A 25,653-nucleotide genomic window follows, 5' to 3' on the forward strand; every position below is an offset into this window, starting at 1 on the left:
AGTGCGAGACGAGTCAGCGCGGCGGGAATGCTCTGAGGTCCGCCTCCCACTCACTGACCGCTCGGTCGATCTCGATCTGGGGAATCGTCAGCCGGACCCTGTGTCCGAGCCCCTCGTGGTCCTCACTTGAACACCCAGGCGGACGGGACTCCGCGCCGAAGTCCACGTCGAGCGTGGTGATGCCCTCGGACGCGGCGGCCAACCTGAACTCCAGATTCGGTTCAGTCAGCCACATACCGGCGTCTTCAGGATCCGTGGGCGCGGTCGTCGCCGGATGCCCACTGCCCAGCCCGCGAAGCCACACAGCAAGTTCGCGAGCTTCCCACGTCGTCATGCAAGGATCGAGAAACTCCCAAGATTCGACACCGTCCCAGACCCTGCCGTGGATCATCAGCCAGTTTGCGTCCCAGTCGGCCAGGTCGGTCCTCGATTGGCCGAGCCCGAACTGGTAAGAACTCACCTCAATGTCAACGAACAGACCATCCAGGGACTGAAGCAGCACGAAGTTGATCGTATCTAGCGGGCGCCACTTGTGGATCCGATCCGACCGGATCTGCCGCGCTCCGTGTAGGTTGCCGGTCATGTGTGACCTGCTGGACGACGATCTCAGCGCCATAGAAGCGCGCGCTGACGCCGCCACGCCGGGACCCTGGAAGGCATACGTGGAGGGCCGTGATCACGTTGCCGGCGACGACTTCATTCGAACGGGGAGCTTGGATGACTCGGCGCCGGACCTTTACGTGAGTCTCGCGTACTCTCACACCCCAGGTGTCATTCCCGCCGCCGCCAACGATCTGGACTTCATCGCGTCAGCGCGGCAAGACATTCCCCGACTCTTGGCTGAGATACGCCGCCTCCGATCCGCTAACTCGACCAGCGAGTAGACGGGCGCGAAGGAACATCCGGATCTGCCGCAGACGATGCGGTCGATCTCGCTGTCAGTCGTGTGTCCGCCCAGGAGGGTTAGCCCTATTGCTCACCGAGGAGTGCGTCGAGGCGACGCGGCCAATCCTCGTTGGCCAATCCAGCTCCAACGAGGAGGTCGCGCCAATCGATGCGCGCCAGTTCCAGTCTTTGGCGGAACGCCTCATGTGAGCCGTGGGTGTCGAGCACCATCGCGGCCTGGATGCGCTCTGGATCCTGGCCGCCGATCGTGGACTCAGTCAGTGCGGCCAACTGCTGGAGGACTACCGGGGCACTCGCTGTCGGGAAGCTGGCCGAGATCCACCGGCTGAGCCTGGGGCTGACCTCCATGACAGGATTGTGCCGCACGTAGCCGGCGAAATCCGATTTGCGACGGGTGGAGGACGCACACAACTGGACGGTCTTCCCGTCGCCGACACGAACGCACTACTTCTCGCGCAGCGTGTGCGCGGTAGCCAGCGGCTCCGGTTCTCGAGCGCACAGCCGCATCCGCAGCGATCGCGTTCTCGGCCTCTCTTGACCGTGGTCTGGCAAGCTCTCGCTACTGTCGATGGGCCATCGACAACGGCCGCATCAACCCGATCTGACCTGGCAGTGAGTCGGGGTTAGCGTGATCCCGCCAACGTTTGCGCGACGATGTCCCGAAGTGGGTTCTTGTCGACCAGGATCGGCCCGTGTGGGAGGCAGATCAACGACTGGAAGTTCGTGTCGTAGATCCGGCGCTCGACGTGGAACCACAGCGCGCCGGTGTCTGTCAGCGTCGGTGTGACCGGGAACCCGAAATGCAACAGCCCACCCGGCGGCACCAGGGTGAGCACACCCGGTGGGTACAACAAGGCCCCAGCCGTCGGCTCCGGAAGCCCCAGGTGCAGGCCGGGTGTACGTATGTAGCGACCACGAAGCCGGTCCCGGACCGTGGGGGCCTCCACCACGATCTCCGGCGGCGACTGCCGGCGCTCGCGACGGTAGGTGCAAACGTCCAGCCACAAGTCGTGAAGGTCTTGCTGGTACGCCTGCTGTGCCTGCTCGGCCCGGGCCGCCGCCTGCTCCAGTCGTTGACGGGTGGCCGCCACCTCATCGTTGAAGCCCACGACCTCAACGGTAGCCGCCGGCGTTCCGGGTCGGGTTGGTGTCAGACCGGTTCTCCGGCTGCTGCGGGGCCTGTGAGCGCCCCTACCCCGAAAGTCGATTATCCGCACATGCCGTGCGTGCGGAGGATGCACTGGCCCTAGGTGCTTTGACTCGCGCACACCGTCACTGGGTTGATCGCGCTTGGCTCGGGTGTTCGACCTGGGCGAGGGGTTTGATCATGAACAAGCACGGATTCTGCTCGCCCCACAGGTCTGTCTCCTCTAGAGGAAGGAACCCATGGCTCTCGTAGAAGTGTCGAGTTCGGACGTAGCCGGCGTCGGGATGTGACGGCCCAAGGGTCTTCACTTCCAGAAAAAGAACACCCCGGCGTCGTGCGTCAGCCTCGATCGCTTGGATCATCGCGGAGCCAATCCCGCGTCCGTGGAACTCGCGTTCGACCACGGTCAGGTAGATCTCGGCTACGTGCGGAAAGTGACGGTCGACCAGGGTCACACCGAGTACCGCCCCGTTGGAACCGCGTACAGTCCAGGTCTCCTTCGTGCGCGCCGCATCTTCGTACTCGGTGTTCGCGTCCGGGAGTCCGAACCATTCGGGCACTCCGGCAAGCAGTCGGCGGACCTCATCCGGCACAGCGGTATCCCGGACACAGGTCCACCTGGCAGCTGCTGAAGAACTGGCATCGCGTCGAACCGTCACCGGATGATCGTAGATTCACCGACCACTCGGCGCGCACGAGTCTTCCAACGGGCACCGGTTCGCCCCCGGGGAGATCTCCGATGGTTTCGCCGCCGAAACCGGACCGTCCCACCGCTCGTCGGGTCTATCGAGGCTGAGACAAGCGCCAGGTCATGCCAGCGACCATCGGGATTGACTGACACCGCTGAAGGTAAGTCCGGCCATGCCTCAATGGCTTCGTTTGCTCACGTGGTGATCTGGCGTTCAGGAAGAATGAGAACGTGTCTGACCCTGTGAAGATCCGTTTCGCTCTCGACCGTGATGAGGATGGCTGGCCCCCTGCGGAGTCGGAGGGCGTCTGGGCCGTGCCGCCCGCCGGGAACTTGTTTCGAGTCGATAACACTCCCTGGTTCGCTCGAGGAGTTGCAGCGGAGGACACCATCGAAGCCCGCGTTGATGGGGACGGAGTGGCGTGGTTCGTTCGAGTTCGCGAGCGAGGAGGCCGAATCGTGGTTCGAGTGATTCCGCGCGTCGATGGCCCTCTCGGTGGCAGCCTGCAATCGGTCTTGGAGCGGTTCGCGTCTCTCGGCGTGAGAGGCGAGGGCATGTCGAGCCCTGTCAACATGGTCGCCCTGGACATTGGGCCGAACGCACCCCTGCGCTCGGTCAAGGCTCTCCTCGTGAGCGGAGAAGCTGACGGTCTCTGGAATTTCGAGGAGGGCTGCATCACCGAGGAGTGGCGCGCAGCGTCCTAGACCCGCCGGTGCGCGCTTCTGCCGCGACGAGGAGGGGTGGAACCTTCCGGAACCTTGCAGACGGGGCGTCGTTGCGCTGGGATACTGGCGGTCGTGACCGATGAGGTTTCAGGTGATCTGTCGGCTCGCGTCGGCGAGTCGTCGGATTGTCTTGTGCGGACCGACCGCCTTGTGGCGCGGAGGTTCGTCCCAAGCGATGTCGATGCAGCCCTGGCCTACTTGGGCGATCCGGCGGTCATGGAGTTCATCGAGCCCTGCTTCGACCGCGCACGAGCGGCAGAGTTCATCAAAGCCGCTGGCATGGCGCCCGAACCATTGGTGTGGGCCGTCGAGCTGCGCTCGACAGGGCACCTGATCGGCCACGTCATCTTCCACCCATGGGCCGGCAGCACAGCCTGGGAGCTCGGTTGGATCCTGCGCCAGGACGCCTGGGGCAAGGGATACGCCACCGAACTGTCCGCGGCACTGATCGAGTACGGCTTCAGCCAGCTCGGCATCGGCCACATCATCGCCGAGGCCGTGCCCACCAATCACGCATCCATCGCCGCCATCGAGCGGGCTGGCATAACCAGAAGCCCTGACCTCGACAAAGACCTCCCCGTCTGGTCGATCCACAACCAGTAAGAGCCGCCTCACTGCACGCACGCTCATGCCGCCGTCCGCGCTGTGCGTGTTGCAGGCACAGGTCGCAAGAGAGGGCGATTGCGGGACGAGGTGCCCGATTCCGATTGCACGCGCCTGGCCTTCGTGAGGAAGGCTGACCTCGGGTGGGCGTGGACCAATAGAGTTTCTTTGTCCCTAGGAGATGTGAGGCTGTTTCGTGTCCGGCGTGTTGCGTGAGACCGAGGTGGATGGGGTTCGTTGCTTCTGGGTTGATACGGCCCGGCCGACTCTGAATGCTCAGCTGAGCTTCCGTGCGGGTCTCGCGGATGGCCGGTTGGCCCAGAGCGGCTGGTTGCACCTGCTGGAGCATTCCGCTCTTCATGGCCGCGGCGTCGGCAGCTTGCAGGTGAACGGGTCGGTGGGTGTTCTGTCTACCCAGTTCGATGTGCACGGCCCGGCTGATCGTGTCGCGAGGGTGATGAGTGAGATCGCCGGCTGGCTGGCCGCGCCGGAGTTCGAGGGTCTTGAGCGCGAGCGGAGGGTGCTTCAGGCGGAGGCGCGGTTGCGGCGGGGGCCAGCGAGGGCCTCTTTCGTGTGGCGGTACGGCTCGCTCGGGTTGGGCATGGTGAGCAACGGCGAGCCCGGGCTCGGTCTTGCCACCGCGTCGGGCCTGTCCGCCTTGGCAGGCACGGTGTTCGTCCGGTCGAACGCCGTGCTGGCGCTTGATGGGCCGCCCCCGGCAGGGTTGCGGTTGGCGCTGCCTGAGGGCGCCTACCAGCCGGTGCCGCCTGCAGGATCGGGCGAGGCCGGCAGCCAGATGTATCGCGACGAGTCCGGCCTGGTCCTTAGCGGAGTCGCCACCGCTTCACGCGCGGCGATGTGTTGCCCGCCGATGCTGCAGCGGGCGATCCGCGAGTGGCTGCGCGACCGTGAAGGTGCGGCGTATGCGCCGTGGTCGATGTATGAGCAGCTGGACGCGGAGAAGGCGCTGGTCCTTGCCGGCTCAGATGTGGCGGCCAACTCGCAGGACTTCCTCCTGGGCGACGTGCTCGACCTGCTTCACCGGTTGAACGCCGACGGAATACCTGAGCCTTGGCTGGATGAGTACCGGGAGGAATTGCTGCAACGGATGGCCGACCCACACGCCATGGCCGCCCCGGCGTGGCGATCGGCGTCACGGGTGCTCCTCGGCGGGCAGCCTCAAGATCTGGACGCCGCGATCGAAGAGGTCAAGCTGGTGAATACCTCGTCGGTTCGAGACGCCGTCCTCGAGGTGTGCGAAACCCTGCTTGTGGGGGTGCCCCACAAGACTGTCCGCGACCCCCGCCTACCCGAAATGGACTTCCCGAGCAGTGATCAGCCGCCCGAGGGCCAGACGTTCCTCAGCGTCAACGCGCCCGCCGACACCTCGTTCCTGACGTTGACCGCTGACGACCTCGCGGTGACCAGCCACACCGGGACGCTGTCCTTGCCGATCCGCACCGCTGCCGCGCTCTACGTCTATCCGGACGGGCAACGCACCCTGATCGACAAGGACGGCTGGAGCCTGTCCATCGACCCAGCCCGATGGCGGAACGGCCACGACGCCGTCGCCCTCCTCGACGACGCCGTCCCGCCGGACCTACACCTGCCACAACCAACACCCGACAACCCATCCACGTTCGAGCAGGCGCCATTCCTGCAGCGCTGGTGGCTCCACCTGCGACGCAAGGACTCCTTCTGGCTGCTCGTCGCCATCCTCTTCACACCCCTCGTGTACGGCATCTCCGTCCTCGTCGCCGCCCAACTACCAGACCCAACCACCCAGATGATCATCCGGGCAGAGCCCGCCTGGATCACCGTCTTCGCTGTCGCCTACATGTACAACAGATACGCCCGCGGCCGGCGATAACCGGCAACAATCCGGACGGACAAGCGTCCCCAGCAATCGCCCCAATCTGCCGCACTGTGTGCGAGGTCGCTTCTGGCAGCGCACGGATGGTTTCCGCTGTGAGTCCGGGGCCTGTGACTATTCTCGGTGTGTCACTGAAGGAGCGGGCAATGAGGGTGGCCTTCCGCGGGATTGCGATCCTTTTCGTGCCTGTCCTGAATCCCTGTAGCGCCGCCGTCCGTCAGTGTTGGTGCTTTCCTGTTGGGGGGTCTTGAGTGAATCAGTCCGCAGTGTCCGTCGACGTGCGCCCCCCGGTCCGGCGTCACCCTGGCCTGCGGATCCTTGACGTCCTCCGGCTTGCCGCAGGCCTCGCCGGGGCCTTCTGCGCGGCGTGGTGGATTGGGGCCACGTACAGCGCGCTGCCGTATGTGTTGGCTGCCAGTCACCACGTGTTCGACAGGCCAGACCCCGTTCTGGAAGACAGTGATGACTCTGGTTATGGCGGCAAGCATGGCCGTTGTCGCCGGCGCCTGGATGAAGGACCGGGTCGATGCCGGCATGGTGTTCACCGCGGTATGGACCGGCTTCTGGCTTCTGGTGTCGACGGGTCTGTTCTACGGGTTTCAGTTCGTCGGGCCCGACGATATCTGCACCTACCCGGGTTGCTGGCCATCACCGTTGCAGGAGGTGCTGGTCGCTGTCCCGGTCGTGGTCGCCCTGATCGTGATGGGCGTTCTCGGGTTCAGGGGCGAGCCCAAGTTGGCGCGATGGCGGGCCGTGATACCGGCGTTGGTCTTGCTGGTGCTGACCGCCGTCCAGCAGTTCAGCTGGCGCACCTTGGTCGTGCCTGTCCTGTTTGGTCCGCCCCCGTGGTGACCCGGCCGCTCGACTCACGCCGTCCCGACGTCCGGGCTCGACCACTTGCACGACGGACGGAAGATCCGCACCGTGACAAGACGGTTCGTGATGGGACCAGGCGGTTGGACGGTCGGGAAGCGCAGAGCGTCGAGGTGGGCAGCCACGGCCCACAAGGGATCGCTGCGCTTCGCGCCTTGTTGGGCGAGGAGGTGTCTAGACCGTGGATCGTCTCTCCGCTGGCCCGGCCGTGACCGAGACGGCGGCGAGGTCGTGGCCGCGGCGGATCTTTGACGGTCTTCGGCTGGTCGCTGGGTTCGTCGGCTTGTTCATGGCGGCGATCTGGATCGGGATGACCGACAACAACCTGCCCCACGTTCTCGCGGTCGACCAGCGGGTGTACGAGCCGACGCAGCCTGTCGAGTGGAAGCTCATCATGACGCTGGTGATGGCGGTGAGCATGGTGGCTGTGGCCGGGGTGTGGAAGTTCGACCGTGCCGATGTGGGTCAACTGCTCGCTGCGGTGTGGGCCGGGTTCTGGTTCCTCGCAGCGATGGACCTGCTCTACTCCGTCCAGTTCTCTGGGCCGGACGCTGTATGCACTTACCGGGGCTGCTGGCCATCACCGTTCCAGGAGGTGATCATCGCCGTTCCGGCCGGTGTGGCCCTGATCGTGATGTGCGGTCTGGCTGTTGCCGGCCGGCCTCGTCGGGCGTTGGTGCGGGGCACGCTACCGGCGGTGGTCTTGGTGGTACTGGCGGTGGTCCAGGAGCTGGTCTGGCGTCCGGTGGTGTTGCCGGTCCTGCTGGGCCCGACGCCGGGATGATGATCGTCCGTGGTTGCTGCAACGAAGTGGCGGGCTGCGGGACTGTAAGGGTGTGAGGGTGCAGGATCAGGCCGATGCCCGGACGGGCCGGGCGTCGTTCGAGCTGTTCGTGCGTGCGCGTTCGGACGATCTGGTGGGCCTGGCTGGTCTGGTGACCCGGAACTGGGCGGACGCGCAGGACGCCGTTCAGGACGCCTTGGTGGCGCTGTATCCGCGATGGGCGAGCCTGCCCGACGAGCCGGACCTGAACCGGTATGTGAACCGTGCGGTGATCAACGCGAGTCTGAAGATCCTCCGTGGCCGGCGACGGTCGATGCCGCTCGACGACATCGAGTGGGTGGCCACCTCACACCACTCGCCCGATCCGGCCGACGCGGTCGTCCTGGCCCGCCAGGCGTGGGCGCTGTGGGTCGAACTGCCACCCGTCCAGCGCGCCGCCCTCGCGCTGCGATTCCACCAAGACCTCAATTACGCCGAGATCGCCCAGATCCTCGGCTGCGCCGAGGCCACCGCCCGCTCCCACGTCCACCGGGCCGTCGCCACGCTCCGAACCCGTCACAGCGAAGGTGAGCAACCATGAATGACCGCTACGAGGACGCTTTCCGTGACGCCGCCAGCCACATCACGACCCAGCCACGCCCTCAACCCGACGACCAGCTCCTCGCCAAGGTGATGGCCCGCACGACCAGCACCCGCCGCCGTATCCCCACCCGCCCGCTGCGCTGGCTCGCTGCAGCAGCCGCACTCGTGGTGACGGCGGGAATCGTGTGGACCGTGGCGCGCCCCGTCCTGCCGGTCACGGGCATCCCGGCACCCGTCGCCAGCCCGTCCGCCACGTCCGGGCGGGCCAGTGTGACCCTCGACCTCGACATAGACGCGTCCCTGCCCTACCAGGACGCCACCTTCGAGGTGCTGCGCCAGGACCAGGACCTCACCATCACCGTGAAGGCCACCAAGGACGGCAAGACGACCCGCACCCTCGGCACATACCAGTCTCAGGCGGACACGGTCTGGTCGAAGAAGATCGACGACGACCTGCAACTCGCCCTGCTGCCCGGCTACGCCGACCAGGTCACCAGCCTCGCCGGCAGCCTTGTCCACTCTCAGTGGCTGCCCGGCGTCGCCATGACCGCGGTCGTCGTCCAACACAACACCGCCAACCCAGCGCAGGCGCTCATCTGGCGGGACAACGACCACCGGATCCACAACAGTCTCGGCAGCGACCTGCCCAGCGCCAGCCTGACCGTCGCGGGTTCCAACGTGATCCTCTTCGAGGACCTCCAACTCGAGGTGTGGGGCTACATGGATATCGAGAACGACGTGCGCCGCCTTGCCGGGCTCGGCACCGAGCCTGTCCGGAAGATTCGCGGGCTGGCTGCTACCGGCAGCGAGGACGGCAGTACCTTCACCGATGCCACGTGGCTCGCCGTGCTCCCCACCGGCGGCACCGACCCGAAACTCGACACCCAGCCCGGCGTCACGTGGGACGCAGCCCCCATCGGCACCACCGGACGCATCGCCATCCTCATCCACGCCGACCAAGTCAAGCCTGGACACACCGGCATCAACTCGATCAGCTACACCGACCAGGGCGGCCAACGCCACACCTACACCCCATGACCACGGACCCCGACCCGACGCAACCGGTTCCGGGGACGGTTCATCGGGCCCCGATGGCCCGACCTCGATCGGGTAACGAGAATCTGGACATGGTGGAGCAGGAGCGGCGCCGGGCGGCCCGGTGCGTCGCGGTAAGCGCGGCTGCACTTCTGGTAGCTGTCCTGCTGGCGTCGTGGACGGGCCTGGTCCACGCGAACAACCCGTCGCGTGACCGGTTCCCGGTGTGGGGTGTGGATGTGTCGCGTTACCAGGGCAGCATCGACTGGCCGGTGCTCGCCGGCCAGGGGGTCGAGTTCGCATTCATCAAGGCGACCGAGGGCAGCAGCCACACCGATCCGGCGTTCGCCACGAACCTGGCGGGGGCGTCCGCGGCCGGGCTGCGGACCGGCGCCTACCACTTCTTCAGCTTCGAGAGCCCCGGCGACAGCCAGGCCGACAACGTGATCGCCACCGTCCCCGTCCAGCCCGGCCAGCTGCCGGTCGCGGTCGACGTCGAGTTCTACGGCGACTTCTGGACCAGCCCCCCGCCGGTCGCCGACGCCCGCCGCGAACTGGCCGTACTGCTGGGCCGTCTCGACGCCCACTATCCGGCCGGGGCGATCGTGTACACCACCGGCGAGGTGTACAACCGCTACCTCGCCGGAGCCTTCCCCGGCGTTGAGGTGTGGATCCGCGACGTGTGGCGCGAACCGGCCCTGGCCGACGGCCGGGCGTGGACGTTCTGGCAGTTCAGCGACCGCTACCGCCTGGACGGCTACCGCGGCGAGGAACAGTTCATCGACCTGAACGTGTACGCCGGCAGCCGCACCGACTGGGAGGCGTACCGGCGATGACCACGGCCCCGGCACGCCTCCACGACCAGCCGACACCGGCTGGCACGATCGATGTCGTGAGAGCAGGCCAGAGGCGGTGAGCAACTACCTGGGTGTCTTCCTCGCGCCGCGCATGCTGCTCGGGCTCGTGGCCGTCCTCGGTGCGGCTGCCGTGCTGAACTGGCTGCGTCGGGAACGCTACGCCGGGTGGAGGCGGGTCGGGTTCTTCGCATTCTGCGCCAGCCTGGGTGTGGTTCTCCTGGCCACTCTGTGGCGCGAAACGCCACAGGGTGGGTGCCCGGTCTGCTTGACCGACTGGCACCTCGACAAGCTCGCCCCCGGCACCTTCGGTACCGATGTCGCGCTCAACATCGCCCTGTTCGTACCACCGGCGGTGCTGGCCACCCTGCTGTGGCGGGCACCTGTCCGGGCTACCCTGGCCGCAGCGGCCGGGTCGCTGGCGATCGAGGTCATCCAGCCCTTGATCGGGGTCGGAGCCAACGACGCCGTCGACCTGCTCGCCAACACCGCCGGCGCCGCCCTCGGCGCCATCGCCGGCGCGATCATTCTGGCCATCGCCGACCTGACCGCACACCGCCGGGTCGGGACGGGCCGCGTGGTCAGGCTCGCCGTGACGATCCTGGCCGCGGGAGCGATCCTGCTCGGCTACCCCGCCTGGGCCGCGAGCAGCAAACAGGCCGCGGCCACCGCCCAGCTCGACGCCCTGTTCGCCGGCACCACCCTGGCCGACTACCAGGCCCACCGCGACACCACCTGGGGTCAGAAGCTGCTCGACTTCTCCACCAGGAACGGGCCGCTGACCGCCGTGGCCTACCGCACCGACCAGATCGCCCGCGAACGCTTCACCTGGACCCGCTACTTCACCAGCCGCTGCGTCATCGCCGAATGGACCCCCACCAGCTACGCCACCCTCCAGGAGTCCGGCCAGGACTGCACCACCAACTTCCACCCCTGAAACCCAGACAACCCGGCTCCGAGCGTCCGCGGTGAGTGCTGCTGACGACAATCCTCGTGGCCAGTTGCACCTCGAGGGGGACGACCGGGATGGACTGGCGCCAGGTGACCCATTCGCCGTACTCCCGCACCGCCCGGCCCGCTGTCTCAAGGAGCAGGCGCTCTCCGCAGGCTCGGGGATGCGGACGACCTCCACGAGGCGGCTGTTGACGGCCCACCGGCCCAACAGCCAACCGTCCGTGGCGAGCACGCGGTACTCGCGGGTGCTCGCGAACGTCGGTCACGGCGCGCTCGTCAAGCGGTGTGCCCGCTGGATGAAGTCGTGCAGGATATCGGCGGTGCTCTGGTTGAAGATCGCTGGCCAGATGCCATGGTCGGCGTCGCGGATCTGGACAAGCTCGGCAGCCTGCCCGGCGTCCCGCAGTGCTTGATAGTGGTACACGCTCTGCGCGAACGGGATCAGCCGATCCTTCGAGCCGTGGATGATCAGCAGTGGTGCTAGCCTCCGACTGGCGTCGATCCAGCTCGAAGGGCCCGCCTCCCGCACCAGATCGGGTACTCGTGAGGGCGAGACGCCGCCCAGCAACCGGCCCTCGGGGCTCTCCGGACTGGTGTGATCCATCGTCGTGGGTTCGTCGTTGAGCCTGGCAAGATCGGTCGGCCCGTAGAAGTCGATGAACGCCATGATGCCGAGCGGCTGGCCGGGTTCGTCATCGAACTGGTCAAGATCCTGCGTAGCGTGGACCATGAGGGCGGTGTGGCCGCCGGAGGAGTCTCCGGCCATCACGATCCGGTCAGGGTCAATGCTGTAGGAGTCCGCTTGGCTACGGAGCCAGCGGACCGCGGTCTTCGCGTCCTGCACCTGGGCAGGGAAGGGAGCCACGCTGGACGGGCGGTACTCCACGATTGCGACCGTATAGCCGCGCTCGGCGAACCGGCACCAGAACGCCATTGAGGCCCCTAGCGCCTGTTCGCCCCACCCGGAGCCCTGCACGAACACCACGCACGGAAACCGGTCGGCGAAGACATCGGCTGGTGCGGCGAAGGTCGCGTCCCGGCTCGGCTGGATGATCTGCACATGAAGGGTGCGCCCACTCCTCACGACATAAGGCACGTTCAGGTGCACATAGACGTTCAGTAGACCACGGGTCGCCTCGACCAGTTTCATGCCGACGGCTGTCGACGTCGAGTGGGGGAACTCCTCGTGACTGGTGTCGGCGGATCTCACGTCACCATCCTGGCAGGAGCTCGAGCAGATTCTCTGCCTGAACGCCCCGCCCGGCTTGAAGCGGCGCTCCGGACGCCGTCCCAGCTCGTCGACGTGTAGTTAGCTCAGGTGGCGTTGGGCCCCGGGTCGTGGCGTGCGTAGCGGGCTCGTGCGGGCCAGAGTTGGTGTTGGTCGTCGCAGTGTTGCTTGATCCGGTCCTGCATTCGTTGGAGGAAGTCGGGGACGATGAGCCGGTGCCATTCTTCGAGGCTGTTGCTGTTGGTGGCGGTGGCGATGGTTCGGCGTTGGTCGGCGAGGACGCCGATCTCGTGGATGAGGTGGGGGTGTCGGCGCCAGCATGGGGGGATCATGCCGGCGGCGGGGTCCCAGACGTATTCGTGGTTGAACCAGGCGACGAAGGCTCCGTACCACTCCCAGACGTCCGTCCGGAGTGCGGCGTCGGTGCAGCTAGCGATGTCCCAGGGCCGGGGCAGGTCTTCGGCGGGTCCGAGTCGGTCCTTCTCCTCTTCGGTGCCTTCTTCGGCGATGACGACGTTCCAGACGGCCTCGCGGACTCTCTCGCTGGGCATCGGGAAGGGCCACACTGACGGCTCGGGCGTCCCGTTCATGGTTCGTCCAGGAGCGCCCGGTTGCGGGCTGCGGCGATCGCGGCGATGGCGCGGGCTTCGTCCGAGGGTTGCAGGGTCCGCCGTGCGGTGAGTCGTTGCCGGGTGTCGGCTTGTTGGGCGAGGAGGGCCTGCCCGGGCTTGCCGTCGATGCAGCGGTGGAGTCTGGCGATGATCGGTCTGGTGTTCTCGGCGACGATCAGGGCGTGCCGTTCGGGGAGTTGCCGGACTTCTTCTGGGCGGAGGATGACCATGTCTTCGCCGCTGGCGGTGCCACCGCCGCGTCCGCCGAGGTGCCAGCTTGTGCGGGCGACGCGGGTGGTGCCGACGAGGTCGCTGACTTCCTTGTTGAAGCCGACGTCTTTGCTGCCGCCGAACAGGGCGAGGATGTTGGTGAGGCCGAAGATGGCTCGGGCTTCGGTGTCGCCGAACAGGGCGGCGAGCTGCCGCCAGGTCTGGGCGGCGTAGATGATCGAGATCCCCAGCGCCCGTTCGTTCGCCATCCGGGTGCGCAGGGTGGGCAGGGGCGCGGTGGACGGCAGTTCGTCGAGGCAGGCGAGCAGGGGTGGGCACAGGCGTCCCCACGGGCTGTCGTTGGCGAGCTTCAGTGCGGTGTCGAGGATGTGTTCGGTGAGCGCGGTCATCAGCGGGGACGCGGAGGCGTAGGGGTCTTCGCGTCCGAGCAGGTAGAACGTGCCGCCGGCCGTGATGATGCGGGCGATGTCGGTGGCGGGGCGGTCGTCGTCGGGGACGCAGCGGGTGCGGATGGCGGGCTGGAAGAACAGTTCCATGGCCTGCTGGACGGTGGTGATGGTGTTGGCGGCGGTGCGTTCGTCGCCTTGGAGGGCTCCTTGGAGGAGGCCTGCCCAGTGGGGGGCGGCGTGGGGGTGTTCGCGCAGGATGTCGGCGGGTTCTGCGGTGCCGAGGGGGTTGGCGACCCAGCGAAGTACCCGGTCGAGCCGGTGTCCGGCCAGCGCGGCGGCGTGCAGGTAGCCGGCGACGACCTTGGCGGCTTCGGCGGCGTAGAAGCGGGCGGCGGCATCGCCGGAGCCGGCACTGGTGGAGCTGCGGATGGTGCCGTTGGTGAACGCCTTGGCTCGCCGTTCGGCGGTGAGCGGGTTGATGCAGCCTGCGATCGGGTCCCATACCAGCTCGGGGAGGCCGTCGGCTTGGCCGAAGGGGTCGAGGACGACGCACGGCCCGTGTGCGGCGCGGGCGGTGATGGTGAGGAGTAGGTCGTCGGTCTTGGTGAGGGTGACCAGGGCGGCCCCGGGCGCTGCTAGCAACGCTGGGGTGAGCAGGTCGAGGGTCTTGCCGGAGCCCTGGGGTCCGATGACGCCGCAGGTGCGGTCCCAGGGGCACCACAGCTGTCCGGCGCGGGGTTCGGCGGCGGTGCCGATGGGCCAGCCGAGCTGGCGGGGGTCGGTTCTGGTCATGGCTGTCCTGTCGGTGGCCTCTTGGTGGCGGTGGTCTTGGTGGGGCGCAGCAGCGGGTCGTGTCGGGATCGGAATCGTTGGCGTGCCCCGCCGTGCGCCGCGGGCGGCCAGCCGGATCTGGTTTCGGCTGTGCCGGGATGGTCGGCGGACGAGGTGGTGCGGATGGGGCGGGTGCGGTGGAGGACGATGACGAGTCCTCGGGGTTCGATCTCGTAGCCTTTGATCGGCCCGCGGAGGGTGAGGGTGTCTCCTTCGGACAGCTGGTTGGCCCAGCCGGTGCCGACGATGGTCTTGACGGTGACGCCGTGGTCTTCGACCACGAGTCTGCGGTTCAGGGTTCCGCGCTGGTAGCCGGCCAGGTAGCTGGCGTGGGTGACGGTGCCGGTGAACGTCAGTGCCGTGCCGATGGTCGCGATCAGTGCGGCGATCGAACCGCCGGTCTCCTGGCTCTCGATCGTCATCGGACTCTCCGTGCTGCTCTGCCCGGGTGGAGGTCGGGCCGGATGACGGCGCGGTGGGCGCGGAGCCTTCGGAGTCCGAGGGTGGTCGCGGCTTCGGCCGGGCTGGCCATGCCCCGCATCCGTCCCGGCCCCCAGTGCCGCAGTGCGATGACGGCTGCCAGGGTCGCGGCGAGGGCGAGGATCGCTTCGGTGGCGAGAACCCAGCTCAGCACCGCACCGGAGGGGATGGCTGCGGCGGGTGCCGGGTGGAGTCCGGCGCCGGGATCGCCGGCGAGGATGGCGGGGATGCTGGTTGCCCATGCTCGGCCGGTCGGCCAGACCCAGCCGGCCCCGGCCCACCGGTAGGCGAGGCTGCGGCCGAGCTGAACCCCGGCGCCGAACAGAAGCAGCGCGGCGAGGAGGATAGCGACCGGGATCTCCCAGGTGAACGGGTAGGGGTCGCGGCGGCGGCTGGTCTGGAGCACGGCCGCCTCAGATCGTGATGCCGGGCGAGGGCGGTTTGCGCGTCCCGTGCTCGGGGGTTCGTCCGCTGGCCTTCGGCGTGGGCGGCCAGCCGGCCGGGGTGGGGTGCGGGGCGGGGGCGTCGGCGGGCCGGTCGAGTTCGCTGCGGACGGCCTGGTCGGTGCTGAACAGGATGGTGTCGCGCAGTGGCGGCCACATGGAGGGCGACACGACCTGGTCGATGAGCCCTTCGAGGAACTGGACGGGGTGGGCCGGGTCCTGCCCGGTGTCGGCCTCGCGGACCCGATCTGCGGCGATGGTGGCGCTGGCTCCGTCCCCGCTGACCCAGGCGGCCATCCCGGCCAGGTACAGCGGCATGTCGGCTCCTTGGGAGGGGCTGGCGTTGATCACGGCCTGCCACAGCTGCAGGTGGCGGGTCGCGTTGTCGCGGTCGATCGACAGCAGGGCCAGGTCCCGGGCCGCCGGGTGCTGGACCAGCACGGCCAGCTGGATCGCCTCGCGTGGGTCGAGTGCCGGGGAGTGGTCGGCGCGGTGCGCGTCCGCGTCCGCGTCGGCGTCGGGGGGCAGGTTGCGTTCGATCAGGGTGCGGGTGAGGGTGAGGATCTTGTCGGTCTGGCCGGGCTCGGGCAGGCCGGCGATTGCGGTGTCGACCTGCCGGTCGAGTTGGTCGCTGTCGGGGGCGCTGTCGAAGCGGGCGGCGAGGTCGGCGCGGCTGCCGAGGCGTTGCAGCCCGTAGTAGGTGGCCTGGGCGGCGACCGTCCCGTACAGGTCGACGGGGCCGGTGTTGCCGTCGGGGGTGTGCCAGTGGTCGGCGTCGACGAGCATCGACTGGCAGCCGTCGGACAGCCACTCGTCGCAGCGGGCCAGGAGGTTCCAGCCGGCCTGGTGGTCGGCGGTGTAGGCGACGGCGAACACGCCAGAGTTGGGGAAGCGGTCGAGCATCCGGTCGAGCAGGCCCTCCACGACGCCGGTGGGCTGGATGTCGGCGAGGTCGACGCGGGCGGTCAGTTGGACGCGTCCGTTCTGGAAGATGGTGGCGACCAGGGACTCTTCCGGTGTGAACCCGACCAGGTACGGAATGATCTGGGCGGCTTCTCCGGGTTCGGTGATCCGCAGTCGCGGCGGCTGGGCTTGGGCCATGGGTGTATCTCCTCGGTTCGGATAGGGGTCAGTCGGTGAGGTTGCCGATGCGCCAGAACTCGTAGAGGTGGTGGCCGGCGAAGTCGGTGTAGTGGTAGATCCGTACGCCGGCGCCGCGGGCTTCCCAGCTGGTGTGGGTGGCGGGGTTGTAGACGAGCATGATGTGGCCGGCCTTGTTCGGTCCGCGCCAGGTGTTGGTGAACACCAGGTCCCCGGGACGCGCCTGGGACGGGCGGATCCGGTAGCCGTTCTTGTGGGCCCACAGCCGGATCGATTCGGCGGTGCGCGGCATCCGGATCCCGATCTGGCGGAACGCCGCACCCACGAACCCCGAGCAGTCGTAGCCGCGCGGCCCCGTCCCGCCCCACACGTACGGCTTGCCGCGCTGCCGGGCTGCCCACGCAAACATCTTCGCGACCCGCCCGGAGGTGAGTGGCGGCAGGCTGGGGTTGCCGTCCCCCAACCCGTCGCCGCAGTCCTCCTGGTCGCCGGCCACCACGATCTGGCCGGCCTTCCCGGCGTAGGACCAGGCGTAGAAGAGGACATCGTTGCGATAGGAGACGGAGTGGTTGTAGGCCCACAGGGCCCGGACAACACCTGTCGCGCCGCGGGTGACGCCCGACCTGGTGAGGTAGTTCGCTGCGGAGTAGATGCTGTCCGCGTCGTTGTGGATGTCCCGGCGGCCGTCGTGGTTGCCGTCGACCCCGTACGCGGCGAAGGTTCCCCGCATGAACTGCATCAGCCCTTGGGCGCCCGCGGAGCTCGTGTGGTTGTTGCGGCCGTGGCGGGTTTCGGCCATCCCGATCCCGGCCAGCAGCTGCCACGGGATCCGGTACCGGTTCGCCGCAGCGACGTAGAGGGCCTTGATGCGTGCCGGAATGGTCTGGGCGGGGCTGTGCAGCGACTGGAACCTCGGGCTGCCCCACTTCGGCAGGGCGAACCCGACCCCGGCCTCCTCCCCACCGGTGATGTCGATGTTGGTCTGGTCGGGGTAGGCGCTGCACGGGTCGATCCGGATCTGTTCGGCGACCGCGGGGGCGACGACGGTGGTGGCGATCGCGGCCGCGCCGAGCGGCACGCCCAACGTCAGAGCGAGTGCCGGGCCGAGCAGCAGGGCGAGGAGCTTCATGGTTCCCGGGCTCCGAGGAGGGCCTGGTTGGTGAAGGTGAGTTCACGTTCCGCCGGGGTGAGGTAGGTGACCACCTTGTGGATCCGGTCTCCGAGCACCCACAGGGCCCGGCCCGGGGTTTGGCGGCACCAGTCGGTGACCAAGTCGGTGGCGGCCGGGGGCAGCCCGAGCAGGCTTTGCAGCTCGTCGGCGACCTTCTGGTCCTGGCCGTGGAGGATCTTGGTGTCGGCCAAGTGAAGAAGGTCTTTGGCGATCGCCGCTGCTTGGGAGGTGGTGTCCCCGGCAGAGAGCAGGTCGGAGGGTTTATGGGCGATCGCGAACTGGATGTCGCCGTCGCGTCGGGACAGGCGCAGGTCGGCGTCGAAGCTCTTCACGGCTTCGGTGCCCAGACGCAGCTGCTTCCACGATTCGTCGCGGACGACCACGCGGAGGTCGCCGGGCTCAGCGACCTCGCGCATCGCCCGGCCCCACGAGTTGAGGCACATCAGGGCCATGCCGACCGCTTCGTCGCCGAGCGCCTCGAGGCGGGACAGTGACAGCGACTGGATTGGTGCCGTCCAGTCGAGGTCGATGGTGGTGCGGTCGTCGAACAGGCCGCGGAGGCTGCCGTGGACGAGCTTGCCGAGACTGTCGCGCAGCAGCCGGGTGTCGTCGAGGAATTGGCGCACGGACGCGAACCGGCACTCTTCCACGAGCCGCTCCGGCGGGTTGTCGAGGAGCCGCCACAGCAGCGGCACGGTCGTCTCCGTGAGCCGGGTGTTGCCGTCGGTGTAGCCGGTCAGCAGTTGCAGGGCGGCGTCCAGGACGGTCTCCTCGCTCGGCCCGAACGGCACCGGCCGGTCGCCGACCTTCTGGGAACCGACTAGACCGCGCAGCAGTGTCAGCCAGCGGGAGAACACCACCGTGGCCCGGCGGCGGGCTTCGGTCGCGTCCAGCCGATCCCAGTGTCGGCCTAGCGGACCGAAGTCGAGAGGGTTGATCCGGGTGGGCAGGCCCTGGCCGACTGCGATGGGTTCGACGCCGAGGGTGCGGCACAGGATCTCGTACTCGTCCTTCGGGTCCCCCAGGACCAGGGTCCGGTATCCGAAGCCCATCATTCGCAGGCAGAACGCCTTGACCGTGGCCGACTTGCCCATGCCGGGCTTGCCGAAACAGAACACGTTCGGGTTCGAAACGGGAATGTCGGGGTCCAGCACCCACCCGTTCGGGTCGGCGAAGAAGGAACAGCGCGAGAACAGCTCCAGGCCCATCTGGGCGCCGCGCGGCGGCAGCGCAGGGGACGTGATCAGCGGCCACAGCACCGGCGCCTGGTCGGCGGTCATCCGCCATACCGCTACCGGCACCGGCGCCGGCGACCACCCGGCCCCTCTCCGGCGCGGGCCGCGGACTGCGGCGAGCGCGAAAAGTCTGGGCTCCCGGCTCGGCCGGACTTCGGGAGGGCGGATCGGCAGTTCGTGGCCGAAGTCCGCCAACAACCGCCCGACCTCACGTCCCGGCTCACCGGACATCAGCGCTCGGACCACCTCAGTGCTCCAGACGCTGGCGGTCAGTGGTCGAGGGAAGAGCCCGGGCAAACGTCCAAACGCCGTGGTGCCGTGAACCTTCCCCTGCGTGAAGAAGAGCACGGTGTGGGGGACTCCCGGGGCGACGAGAGTCGCCGCACGCATTGGCGGCGTGCGGAACGAGAGATGCCACTTCTATGTCGACTGGGCTGCTCGGCTGCTCGGCTGCGCGAGCGACGGGCTTGATGGATGTCTGCCGGACGACTGGGCGCACGCCCTGTCGCTCGTGATCGTGGTGCTTGAGGTCGCTGCGATCGCCATCGAATATGGGCCCGACGTCTGGGAGGCCCGTCCTCGCGGCAAGTGGATTCGCAATCACCGGTGGCTCCTTCGGCTAGCCGGTCAGCTGGGTCAGGCTGATTCCCAGCGGGATGGTGGAGGCGGCGAAGGCGGCGTCCTGGACGAGGTCGAGGCGCAGCGGCGCGAAGCCGGCGTGGCGGATGGAGGCGTCGAGGCGGCGTCCGTATTCGGTGATCCGGCAGGTCTTGGGGGCGGTGACGGTGGCGACGGCGTAGGGACGGACCAGGGCGTTGCCGGTGGCGAGCCGGCTGTCGAGGCTGCGGGTCCGGGCCAGCGCGATGCGGTCCTTGGCGCGGGTCTTCATCCTGGCCTTGGCGCGGAGTTCTTCGCCCATGTCGGCGGCCCATTCGGCGCTGGCGGTCTGCCGGTCGGCGGCGGTCTGGGCGAGGATCGGGAACGCGACCAGCAGGCTGCGCCGCTCCTCGGGTTCGGTGGGTGCCAGGACGGGCGCGAGAGCGCCGATGACGGCACCGCGGGCGGGCAGTTTGACGGTGGCCGAGATGCTGTTCCAGGCGTCGTGGGAGTAGTGCCGGGGCGCCAGGTCCGCGCCCGAGGGCCCGGCCATCGCCCAGGGCACGTCCGGGTTGATGTGGTGGTAGGCGTTGTGGGCGGCCAGGGCGTCGATGATGCTGGCCCGGTCGCCGGGGGCGAACCCGGTGCGGACGGCGGCGGCGAGCTGGGGTGAGGTGAGCCATTCGACACCGCTGATCCGCAGGCCGGTGCGGAGGTGTCCCTCGACCTCGGCCATGATCATGCCGAGAGCCCGGGCACGGCCGTCCACCCCGCGGCCGTACTCGCGTGCCTCCTTGGCGAGCCGCCTCTCGGGCACGACCAGGGTGAGGAACGTTTCGGTGCGGACTGCGGCCCGGGTCAGGGTGGCCACGACCGTCTCGTTCACGGAGCGGGCCAGCTCGGGGGCGTCCTCTCGGTGCTGGCTGCCCATCCAGTGGCCGCGTTCGGCTCCGTCGTCGGGCACGGACCGGATGAGGAACTGGACCTCGTCGACGAGTTCGCTGCGGGCGCACGCGTTCAGCAGGGTGGTCAGGCCGGCGCCTTGGCTGGCGCGTTCGGCGGGGTCGGTCATGGCCAGGCCGGGATGGGTGAGCGCGGCGGTGACGGCCCAGGTGCGCGGGGCATGGTGTTGGACGATGGCGACGCGGCGCTGGTCGGCACCGTGCGGCGGGCCGTCGTGGATGCTGGTGGCCGCGAGCACTCCGGGCAGGTCGGCCTGGTCCAGTTGGTCGGCGGTCCCGGTGGCGGCGCGGGACCGGAACCGGGTCCAGCCGGCGATCCTGCCGAGAGTGTGTCTTAGGCTGGCGGTGGCCCAGCCGATCGCGGTGCGTCCGGCGACCGGGACGAGGGTGAGTAGCGCGACCGCTGCCCAGCCGGCGGCGAAGGCGAGCAGCAGGCTCCACTGCTGGTGGCTGAGCGCCCACACGGTGGGGACGCCGGCCGCGACCACGATCACGAGTTGAGGCCCGGACAGGCCGAAGAAGTAGCCGGGCCGGTCCTTGGCGTACTCGTCATACACGACAGCCATGTGGGTCTCTCCTTTCAGATCGCTACGACGGCCGCTTCGGCGGCGACGCTCGCGTCGGCGGCGACGCTCGCGTCGGCTCCGGCAGCGGTGCCGGCTGTGCCTCCGGTGCCGGGCTGCGGCCCGCCGGCCCCAATGCCTGAGCCGGGACCGGTTTCCGGCGGCCCGGCCGTCCCTCCTCCGCTGCCGGAGCCGGGGTTGGGGTTGGTGGTGGCGAGCTGGTTGGCGCGGGCGCCGTCCGTCCCGGTGGGGGGCTGGTCGGGGTAGTAGCTGTTGTGGCCGACTCCCATCAGGTTCGTGCCGTCGGCCACCATCGCCGCCCCGGTGGTGCCTGCCTTGGCGATCAGCCCGATCCCTGCCGCGGCGGCCGCCCCGACGGGGCCGAGGATCCCGGCGGCAGTACCGACGCCGGAGGCGGCCCGGCTGGTGGTGGCAGCTTCGGCTGAAGCCTCGCCGGCGGAGCGTCCGGTGTCGTCGGCCTGCGCAGCCGTGTCGGTGCTGGCGGTCGGGTTGCCGCGCAGCAGTCCTTGGAGGCCGCCGGTGGCGGCGAGCCCGGCGCGCATGGCGGCGCCCGACGCCGTGCCGGGGTCGACGAAGGCCAGGAGTTTGAACAGGGCGAGCGGGGCGAACGCGGCGATGCAGATCAGCACCACCGCCGGGATCGCGGTCGCGATGGAGGCCAGCGGCCCGGAGGCTTGGCCGGCGGCGACCCCGGCGGCGAACTTCATGCCGATGCCGGTGACCATCACGGTGACCGGTGGGGCGAACGCGGCGGCGTGGAACCAGCGCAGAGACTTCCAGAACCAGACCCGGGTGGTCTCAGTAGCCAGGCCGGCCGCGGAGATCGGGGTGGTGGCGACGATCACCATCAGCGCAGCAGCCCGGGTGAGCATCATCACGATGTCGGCGATCGCGGCGATCCAGACCAGGATCCCGAGGACGCCCAGGACCGTGGCGGTGGCGGCATCGGTGACATCCTTGGCCTGGATCGGTGTCCAGGGTTGCCAGTCGCGCCAGCTGGTCACGTTCAGCAACGACTCCATCAAGCCGCGCGTCAGGCCCGAGGAGGCGGCGACGATCAGAACGGTGTAGCCGATCCACGCCGCCCACACCACAGCGAACTGGGCCAGTCCGATCAGGGCGCGGGCCAACTCGCGCCCGTCGCGTTTGGCGGCGGCGATACCGAGCTGGACGAGGCCGAGGATGAGCAGCAGGGCGGCGGCGAGCCAGAACGTGACCCGGTACAGATCGGCGCCCGGTCCACTCTCCGACAGGTCCGGGGTGAGGAGGGAGTCGACCCAGCCCAGGACGAGGCGCAGCACCCACAGGCCGGCGTTCCAGAGGGCGAGCATGCACGCGGTCCAGCCGTCGGACCACGATCTTCTCCGCGATCGAGCCCATGGTCTCGAACGGGTTCGGCAGCGGGATCATCGGGCCGGCTCCTGCTCCGGGCTGTCCCAGGTCAACCAGCCCGCGGCGACGGCGGCCTTCGAGCCGGGCCAAGCGGACGGGGCTGTGGCCGGCGGGGTGCCGGCGCCGATCTGCCAGCGGTTGTCGGCCCACTGCATGCGGGCGCAGTGGCCCCAGCCCATCCGGTAGTCGGCGCGGATCGTGGCGTGGATGTCGAGCAGGACACAGGCCAGCACCCAGTCCGGCCCGTCCGTGCCCTTCACCAGGCCGCCGGCCGGGGTCACGGTGACCGTAGTCGCGGCGTCCTTCGCCGCGCCCTGCCTGGCGCCGCGCAGGAACGCGGCCACGTCCTGGGCCAGGTCCCAATCCTTGAGGCTGGGCCCGCCGGGCATCACCCAGGCCGTGTGGACCTCGCCGGTGTAGGCGAGGACCATCGCCTCGAGGACGGCGACATCGATCGCTGCCAGCTGGGCGACAGCTCCCTCGGTGGTGTGCCCGTACAGCTGGACGCCGGCGGGACCGCGACCATCGATGGCGGCGGGCAGGTGGAGTGGCGGTGCGGGGGTGAGGGCGGGGTCGGGCTCGGTGGCGACCGACGGGTCCAAGCTGGCCATGGGGGCGGCGGCGACGCGGTCGCGGAGCTGGGTTGGCGACGGCGGATCGAACCCACCCCCAGGTGACGCGCCGTCGCCAACGATCTGGTCCGTCCGGACGGACTGCGCGATCAGGATAGCCACGCCGGCGACCACGGCGACAGCCACCGTCAAGCCGGCGGCGGCCAGCAGCTGGAGGCGTTGCCGGGTCCACGGGCGGGGTTCGGTGTTGTCTGTTCGCAGGGTGCGCATCGCGACGTCGGCTTTCAGATGCAGCCGTTGCCGACGAGGCTGTTGAGGGTGTCGGGCCAGATCATGTACAGGATCGCGGCGATCACCACCACGCACAGCCCGACCACTCCCCACTTCGAGGCCTGGTGCATGCCGAACAGCTTCCCGGCCGCGATCGCGCCGATACACACCAGCCCGGCGATCGCGAAGATCGCCAGCACGCCCCAGGCGACGTTGCCGGTCACCTGGTCCACCAGCGCCTGGGCACCCGGCGGGGCCTTCGGGCAGATCTTCAACGGAATCAGCACGACTCGGCTCATGGCAGGAGTCCTTCCAGCAGCGAGCGGGCCGTCCGGTCGAACAGCCTCGGCAACGGATTGGTGGTGATCCCCGACATCGCCAGCCTGGAATCGTGACGGAGCAGCTGAACGCGTCCGGCGGCGCGCAGGCCGAGGGTGAGCGGGCCCAGGCTGTGCTCGACCAGCGTCGGCAGCTGCCGGGACGAGACCCCGGTCATGACCGCCCAGCAGCGTTCCGGGCCGGCGGCGCGGAGGTCAGCCTCGAGCTGGCGGGTGCCGGGAACAGAGCCGTGTGCGACCAGCACCAGGCGTGGGCAGGAGCGGGCCAGGTCGCCCAGCCAACCGGCGGCGGTGAGCAGGTCGCGTAGCGGCCACCAGCCGTCGATGACCGTGACGTCGCCGGGGTTGCCGTCGGGAGGTCGGGGCACCACATCGGGTGCGGCCGGGTGGTCGAGGCGGCGCTGGATCAGCACCTGGTCGCGACGTCCCTGCGTCCAGCCGTTGCCGGCCTCGCCGAGTTCGGCCGTGCTCGCCCCCGCCAAGCCAGAGCAGCTGATCGGGGCGCAGTCCACTACCCGGGTCCGCGTCGCGGCGCCGGCGAGCAGCAGGGCGATCGTTGAGGCGCCCACCGTGCCGGCGCAACCCACCACCAGCACTGGCGCCTCACCCGGGCACGGCAGCCACGGCGGCAACTCGCCGGGAGTCGCGGTTCGCGGGGAAGGTGCGTGTCCGGCGCTGAAGTCGCCGGCCTGCACCGCGAGCCAGGCGTCCAGCAGTTCGCCGATCGGCACCGGCCGGGTCGCGGTCCGGATGGTCGTGGTGGGGTCGTCCATTTCGGCTCCTCTCACCTATCCCTAGGCCAGACAGATCGGCGATCAGGACGCGAGCGGGTCGAGAAACTCGGTGAGCTCGCTCGCATGGGCCGCGAGGGCGTCCAGGGCGCGGCGGCCCCGCCGGCGAACGCTGCGCGCCGTGATGCCCAGTCCGGGGCCGAGCAGGCTGGAGGTGCCGAACAGGACTCTGCGAGGGCTGCGACGCCTCGGATCGGCATGGGAGGCATCCACCATGTCCAGCAGCAGCGCCCGGTCCGCAGGTTGGATCGTCCCGGACTCGACCCCCCAGTCCAAGACGCGCAGCAGCACCTCGCGGGAGTCCAGGTGCTCGTTCGCCGGCTCGCGGGCGAGCCGTTCCAGCAGCACGGGCCACGGTGCGTCGTCCAGCTCCGGCTGCCGGGGGGCGCCGATCCCGGACTCGCGCAGCAGGCTGCGCCGCAAGCTCGCGCTGAGGGTGCCGGCCACCTGGTTGCTGGCCCGCCAGTTGAAGGTGCGGACCTCGATCCACAGCTGGGACGCGACGAACGCGTCGATGTCCGGGTCGAGGTCGGACAGCTCGTTCGCGACCCGGCACGCTGCCGGCAGCATCGCCCAGCACAGCAGCTTCGCCGCGTCCACATCGTCGCCACCGTCCGCTGCGGCGAGGACGGCCAGCTCGTACAGAGCCCGTTGCCCGTTCGGTCCGGCTGCCGGCCTCAGCCAGCCCCGTACGTCCGTGCAGCCGACCTTGGCCATCGCGGTGCACTGTCTCGACCAGTCCGGCCACCGGTCGGTCTGGAGCTGGTGGGCGGTCTGGGACGAGACTCCCAGAGCGGTCTCCACACTCATCGCCGTGTCCTTCCGTTGAAGTGATGAATCCACTTCAACCGATCACGACGACCTCCCCCCAGTTGTCCCCAGAACCCGTGCAAACGACTTTCGCTATCCACAGGCCCAGGGCGTTTCCCCTAGCCAGAAGAACCTCCCCCCAACCTCCCCCAACCTCCCTCCGATCGGATCCAACTATGCCTCGGGCGGCGTCAGCGCCATCGGCCTGCGGCCTCGGCGATAGGTTGGCGTTGCAGTGAGGCGGGAGAGATGTCGTGGTGTCTGTGGTGTGTGTGGACGGGTGTGCGACCGGGCTCAATCCGAGGTCGCTCGCGGCAGAACTGCCTCATCTGAAGCGGGGAGGTGCGCAGGCGGGGATGGTGACCACCGCCCCGCTGGAGACCATCTTCCAGCAGGACCCACTGTGGGCGACGCTCGAATCTGAGGCCGCGGGCCCCACAGACCGGTTGTCACCTACTCATGCAGCAGTCCCAACCCGGCCAACGATGGGGTTAGTGTCGCGTTGGTGAGTGCCGAGCCAGCCCTGCCATCCTGTGGTGGCCACAGCCTTGGCCATAAGGTATTCCGACCGCCCAGGGGCGTCCGGGGACTC

At 68.9% G+C, this 25,653-nt stretch carries 27 protein-coding genes; 9 read left to right on the forward strand and 18 right to left on the reverse strand.

The window, feature by feature from the left end; all coding sequences use genetic code 11:
- Window positions 1–13 precede the first annotated feature (13 nt).
- The 4 genes from QM779_RS11505 to QM779_RS11520 all read right to left on the reverse strand — a co-directional run bounded on the left by QM779_RS11505 (window position 14) and on the right by QM779_RS11520 (window position 2,712).
- The gene (locus tag QM779_RS11505) at window positions 14–502 is read right to left on the reverse strand and encodes a WapI family immunity protein (RefSeq protein ID WP_428535302.1); all 489 of its coding nucleotides are present in this window, start codon (window positions 500–502) and stop codon (window positions 14–16) included.
- A 467-nt stretch (window positions 503–969) separates the two neighbouring features.
- Complete coding sequence (locus QM779_RS11510) at window positions 970–1,254, reverse strand: hypothetical protein (protein ID WP_428535304.1); 285 nt, start codon at window positions 1,252–1,254, stop codon at window positions 970–972.
- A gap of 275 nt (window positions 1,255–1,529) precedes the next feature.
- Window positions 1,530–2,015, reverse strand: coding sequence for a hypothetical protein (locus tag QM779_RS11515; RefSeq protein ID WP_428535306.1), 486 nt, complete (start codon window positions 2,013–2,015; stop codon window positions 1,530–1,532).
- Window positions 2,016–2,178: 163 nt separating this feature from the next.
- The gene (locus tag QM779_RS11520; RefSeq protein ID WP_428535308.1) at window positions 2,179–2,712 is read right to left on the reverse strand and encodes a GNAT family N-acetyltransferase; all 534 of its coding nucleotides are present in this window, start codon (window positions 2,710–2,712) and stop codon (window positions 2,179–2,181) included.
- Window positions 2,713–2,984: 272 nt separating this feature from the next.
- On the opposite strand from QM779_RS11520, the gene QM779_RS11525 reads away from it, so the two are divergent.
- The 9 genes from QM779_RS11525 (at window position 2,985) to QM779_RS11565 (ending at window position 11,008) form a co-directional block, all read left to right on the forward strand.
- Entirely contained in the window at window positions 2,985–3,446 is a 462-nt protein-coding gene (locus QM779_RS11525) for a DUF4265 domain-containing protein (RefSeq protein ID WP_428538414.1), read from the forward strand.
- A gap of 93 nt (window positions 3,447–3,539) precedes the next feature.
- Window positions 3,540–4,070: a GNAT family N-acetyltransferase gene (locus QM779_RS11530; protein WP_428535310.1), complete on the forward strand. Its 531-nt coding sequence runs from the start codon at window positions 3,540–3,542 to the stop codon at window positions 4,068–4,070.
- 196 nt (window positions 4,071–4,266) lie between these two features.
- Entirely contained in the window at window positions 4,267–5,940 is a 1,674-nt protein-coding gene (locus QM779_RS11535) for a hypothetical protein (protein WP_428535312.1), read from the forward strand.
- Between the two features lie 465 nt (window positions 5,941–6,405).
- Window positions 6,406–6,795 (forward strand): hypothetical protein, encoded by a 390-nt coding sequence (locus QM779_RS11540; protein WP_428535314.1) that lies wholly within the window; start codon window positions 6,406–6,408, stop codon window positions 6,793–6,795.
- A gap of 304 nt (window positions 6,796–7,099) precedes the next feature.
- Window positions 7,100–7,600: a hypothetical protein gene (locus tag QM779_RS11545; RefSeq protein ID WP_428535316.1), complete on the forward strand. Its 501-nt coding sequence runs from the start codon at window positions 7,100–7,102 to the stop codon at window positions 7,598–7,600.
- Window positions 7,601–7,658: 58 nt separating this feature from the next.
- Window positions 7,659–8,180 carry an RNA polymerase sigma factor gene (locus QM779_RS11550; RefSeq protein ID WP_428535318.1) on the forward strand — a complete coding sequence of 174 codons (522 nt, stop codon included), beginning with the start codon at window positions 7,659–7,661 and terminating at the stop codon, window positions 8,178–8,180.
- On the forward strand, window positions 8,177–9,220 hold the full coding sequence (locus QM779_RS11555) for a hypothetical protein (protein WP_428535320.1): 1,044 nt from the start codon (window positions 8,177–8,179) through the stop codon (window positions 9,218–9,220). The genes QM779_RS11550 and QM779_RS11555 overlap by 4 nt, the downstream gene beginning before the upstream one ends.
- Window positions 9,221–9,309: 89 nt before the next feature.
- Window positions 9,310–10,053 (forward strand): GH25 family lysozyme, encoded by a 744-nt coding sequence (locus tag QM779_RS11560; protein WP_428535322.1) that lies wholly within the window; start codon window positions 9,310–9,312, stop codon window positions 10,051–10,053.
- 76 nt (window positions 10,054–10,129) lie between these two features.
- Window positions 10,130–11,008, forward strand: coding sequence for a VanZ family protein (locus QM779_RS11565; protein ID WP_428535324.1), 879 nt, complete (start codon window positions 10,130–10,132; stop codon window positions 11,006–11,008).
- 279 nt (window positions 11,009–11,287) lie between these two features.
- Here the strand turns inward: QM779_RS11565 and QM779_RS11570 are convergent, their stop codons facing one another.
- The 14 genes from QM779_RS11570 to QM779_RS11635 form a co-directional block, all read right to left on the reverse strand.
- Window positions 11,288–12,235 carry an alpha/beta hydrolase fold domain-containing protein gene (locus QM779_RS11570; protein WP_428535326.1) on the reverse strand — a complete coding sequence of 316 codons (948 nt, stop codon included), beginning with the start codon at window positions 12,233–12,235 and terminating at the stop codon, window positions 11,288–11,290.
- Window positions 12,236–12,339: 104 nt separating this feature from the next.
- Entirely contained in the window at window positions 12,340–12,804 is a 465-nt protein-coding gene (locus tag QM779_RS11575; RefSeq protein ID WP_428535328.1) for a hypothetical protein, read from the reverse strand.
- Window positions 12,805–12,839: 35 nt separating this feature from the next.
- On the reverse strand, window positions 12,840–14,276 hold the full coding sequence (locus QM779_RS11580) for a type IV secretory system conjugative DNA transfer family protein (RefSeq protein WP_428535330.1): 1,437 nt from the start codon (window positions 14,274–14,276) through the stop codon (window positions 12,840–12,842).
- Window positions 14,273–14,737 carry a hypothetical protein gene (locus QM779_RS11585; RefSeq protein WP_428535332.1) on the reverse strand — a complete coding sequence of 155 codons (465 nt, stop codon included), beginning with the start codon at window positions 14,735–14,737 and terminating at the stop codon, window positions 14,273–14,275. Before QM779_RS11585 ends, QM779_RS11580 begins: the two co-directional genes overlap by 4 nt.
- Window positions 14,734–15,201 (reverse strand): hypothetical protein, encoded by a 468-nt coding sequence (locus QM779_RS11590; protein WP_428535334.1) that lies wholly within the window; start codon window positions 15,199–15,201, stop codon window positions 14,734–14,736. The genes QM779_RS11585 and QM779_RS11590 overlap by 4 nt, the downstream gene beginning before the upstream one ends.
- A 7-nt stretch (window positions 15,202–15,208) precedes the next feature.
- Window positions 15,209–16,339, reverse strand: a complete 1,131-nt coding sequence (locus QM779_RS11595; protein ID WP_428535336.1) for a DUF4192 domain-containing protein — start codon at window positions 16,337–16,339, stop codon at window positions 15,209–15,211.
- Window positions 16,340–16,367: 28 nt separating this feature from the next.
- A complete protein-coding gene (locus tag QM779_RS11600) occupies window positions 16,368–17,468 on the reverse strand; it encodes an NlpC/P60 family protein (RefSeq protein ID WP_428535338.1) in 1,101 nt (366 codons plus the stop codon).
- Window positions 17,465–18,790, reverse strand: a complete 1,326-nt coding sequence (locus QM779_RS11605) for an ATP-binding protein (RefSeq protein WP_428535340.1) — start codon at window positions 18,788–18,790, stop codon at window positions 17,465–17,467. The genes QM779_RS11600 and QM779_RS11605 overlap by 4 nt, the downstream gene beginning before the upstream one ends.
- A gap of 574 nt (window positions 18,791–19,364) precedes the next feature.
- Window positions 19,365–20,870, reverse strand: coding sequence for an SCO6880 family protein (locus tag QM779_RS11610; RefSeq protein ID WP_428535342.1), 1,506 nt, complete (start codon window positions 20,868–20,870; stop codon window positions 19,365–19,367).
- 14 nt (window positions 20,871–20,884) lie between these two features.
- Window positions 20,885–22,219: a hypothetical protein gene (locus QM779_RS11615; protein WP_428535344.1), complete on the reverse strand. Its 1,335-nt coding sequence runs from the start codon at window positions 22,217–22,219 to the stop codon at window positions 20,885–20,887.
- Between the two features lie 75 nt (window positions 22,220–22,294).
- The gene (locus QM779_RS11620) at window positions 22,295–23,122 is read right to left on the reverse strand and encodes a hypothetical protein (protein WP_428535346.1); all 828 of its coding nucleotides are present in this window, start codon (window positions 23,120–23,122) and stop codon (window positions 22,295–22,297) included.
- A gap of 14 nt (window positions 23,123–23,136) precedes the next feature.
- Entirely contained in the window at window positions 23,137–23,421 is a 285-nt protein-coding gene (locus tag QM779_RS11625) for a hypothetical protein (protein WP_428535348.1), read from the reverse strand.
- Window positions 23,418–24,233: a hypothetical protein gene (locus QM779_RS11630; RefSeq protein ID WP_428535350.1), complete on the reverse strand. Its 816-nt coding sequence runs from the start codon at window positions 24,231–24,233 to the stop codon at window positions 23,418–23,420. The genes QM779_RS11625 and QM779_RS11630 overlap by 4 nt, the downstream gene beginning before the upstream one ends.
- A 42-nt stretch (window positions 24,234–24,275) precedes the next feature.
- Window positions 24,276–25,061 carry a hypothetical protein gene (locus QM779_RS11635; protein ID WP_428535352.1) on the reverse strand — a complete coding sequence of 262 codons (786 nt, stop codon included), beginning with the start codon at window positions 25,059–25,061 and terminating at the stop codon, window positions 24,276–24,278.
- Between the last annotated feature and the right edge of the window lie 592 nt (window positions 25,062–25,653).

The sequence above is a fragment of the Propionicimonas sp. genome, from assembly GCF_049840635.1.
In the GTDB taxonomy this organism is placed as follows: Bacteria; Actinomycetota; Actinomycetes; order Propionibacteriales; family Propionibacteriaceae; genus Propionicimonas.

Excerpts from the sequence above, each read along its gene's own strand:
- QM779_RS11510 (WP_428535304.1), bottom strand. The coding sequence starts at position 1,254 with ATGGAGGTCAGCCCCAGGCTCAGCCGGTGGATCTCGGCCAGCTTCCCG.
- QM779_RS11540 (WP_428535314.1), top strand. The coding sequence starts at position 6,406 with ATGACTCTGGTTATGGCGGCAAGCATGGCCGTTGTCGCCGGCGCCTGG.
- QM779_RS11555 (WP_428535320.1), top strand. The coding sequence starts at position 8,177 with ATGAATGACCGCTACGAGGACGCTTTCCGTGACGCCGCCAGCCACATC.
- QM779_RS11560 (WP_428535322.1), top strand. The coding sequence starts at position 9,310 with ATGGTGGAGCAGGAGCGGCGCCGGGCGGCCCGGTGCGTCGCGGTAAGC.
- QM779_RS11575 (WP_428535328.1), bottom strand. The coding sequence starts at position 12,804 with ATGCCCAGCGAGAGAGTCCGCGAGGCCGTCTGGAACGTCGTCATCGCC.
- QM779_RS11580 (WP_428535330.1), bottom strand. The coding sequence starts at position 14,276 with ATGACCAGAACCGACCCCCGCCAGCTCGGCTGGCCCATCGGCACCGCC.
- QM779_RS11585 (WP_428535332.1), bottom strand. The coding sequence starts at position 14,737 with ATGACGATCGAGAGCCAGGAGACCGGCGGTTCGATCGCCGCACTGATC.
- QM779_RS11595 (WP_428535336.1), bottom strand. The coding sequence starts at position 16,339 with ATGGCCCAAGCCCAGCCGCCGCGACTGCGGATCACCGAACCCGGAGAA.
- QM779_RS11600 (WP_428535338.1), bottom strand. The coding sequence starts at position 17,468 with ATGAAGCTCCTCGCCCTGCTGCTCGGCCCGGCACTCGCTCTGACGTTG.
- QM779_RS11605 (WP_428535340.1), bottom strand. The coding sequence starts at position 18,790 with ATGACCGCCGACCAGGCGCCGGTGCTGTGGCCGCTGATCACGTCCCCT.
- QM779_RS11610 (WP_428535342.1), bottom strand. The coding sequence starts at position 20,870 with ATGGCTGTCGTGTATGACGAGTACGCCAAGGACCGGCCCGGCTACTTC.
- QM779_RS11615 (WP_428535344.1), bottom strand. The coding sequence starts at position 22,219 with ATGCTCGCCCTCTGGAACGCCGGCCTGTGGGTGCTGCGCCTCGTCCTG.
- QM779_RS11620 (WP_428535346.1), bottom strand. The coding sequence starts at position 23,122 with ATGCGCACCCTGCGAACAGACAACACCGAACCCCGCCCGTGGACCCGG.
- QM779_RS11625 (WP_428535348.1), bottom strand. The coding sequence starts at position 23,421 with ATGAGCCGAGTCGTGCTGATTCCGTTGAAGATCTGCCCGAAGGCCCCG.
- QM779_RS11630 (WP_428535350.1), bottom strand. The coding sequence starts at position 24,233 with ATGGACGACCCCACCACGACCATCCGGACCGCGACCCGGCCGGTGCCG.
- QM779_RS11635 (WP_428535352.1), bottom strand. The coding sequence starts at position 25,061 with ATGAGTGTGGAGACCGCTCTGGGAGTCTCGTCCCAGACCGCCCACCAG.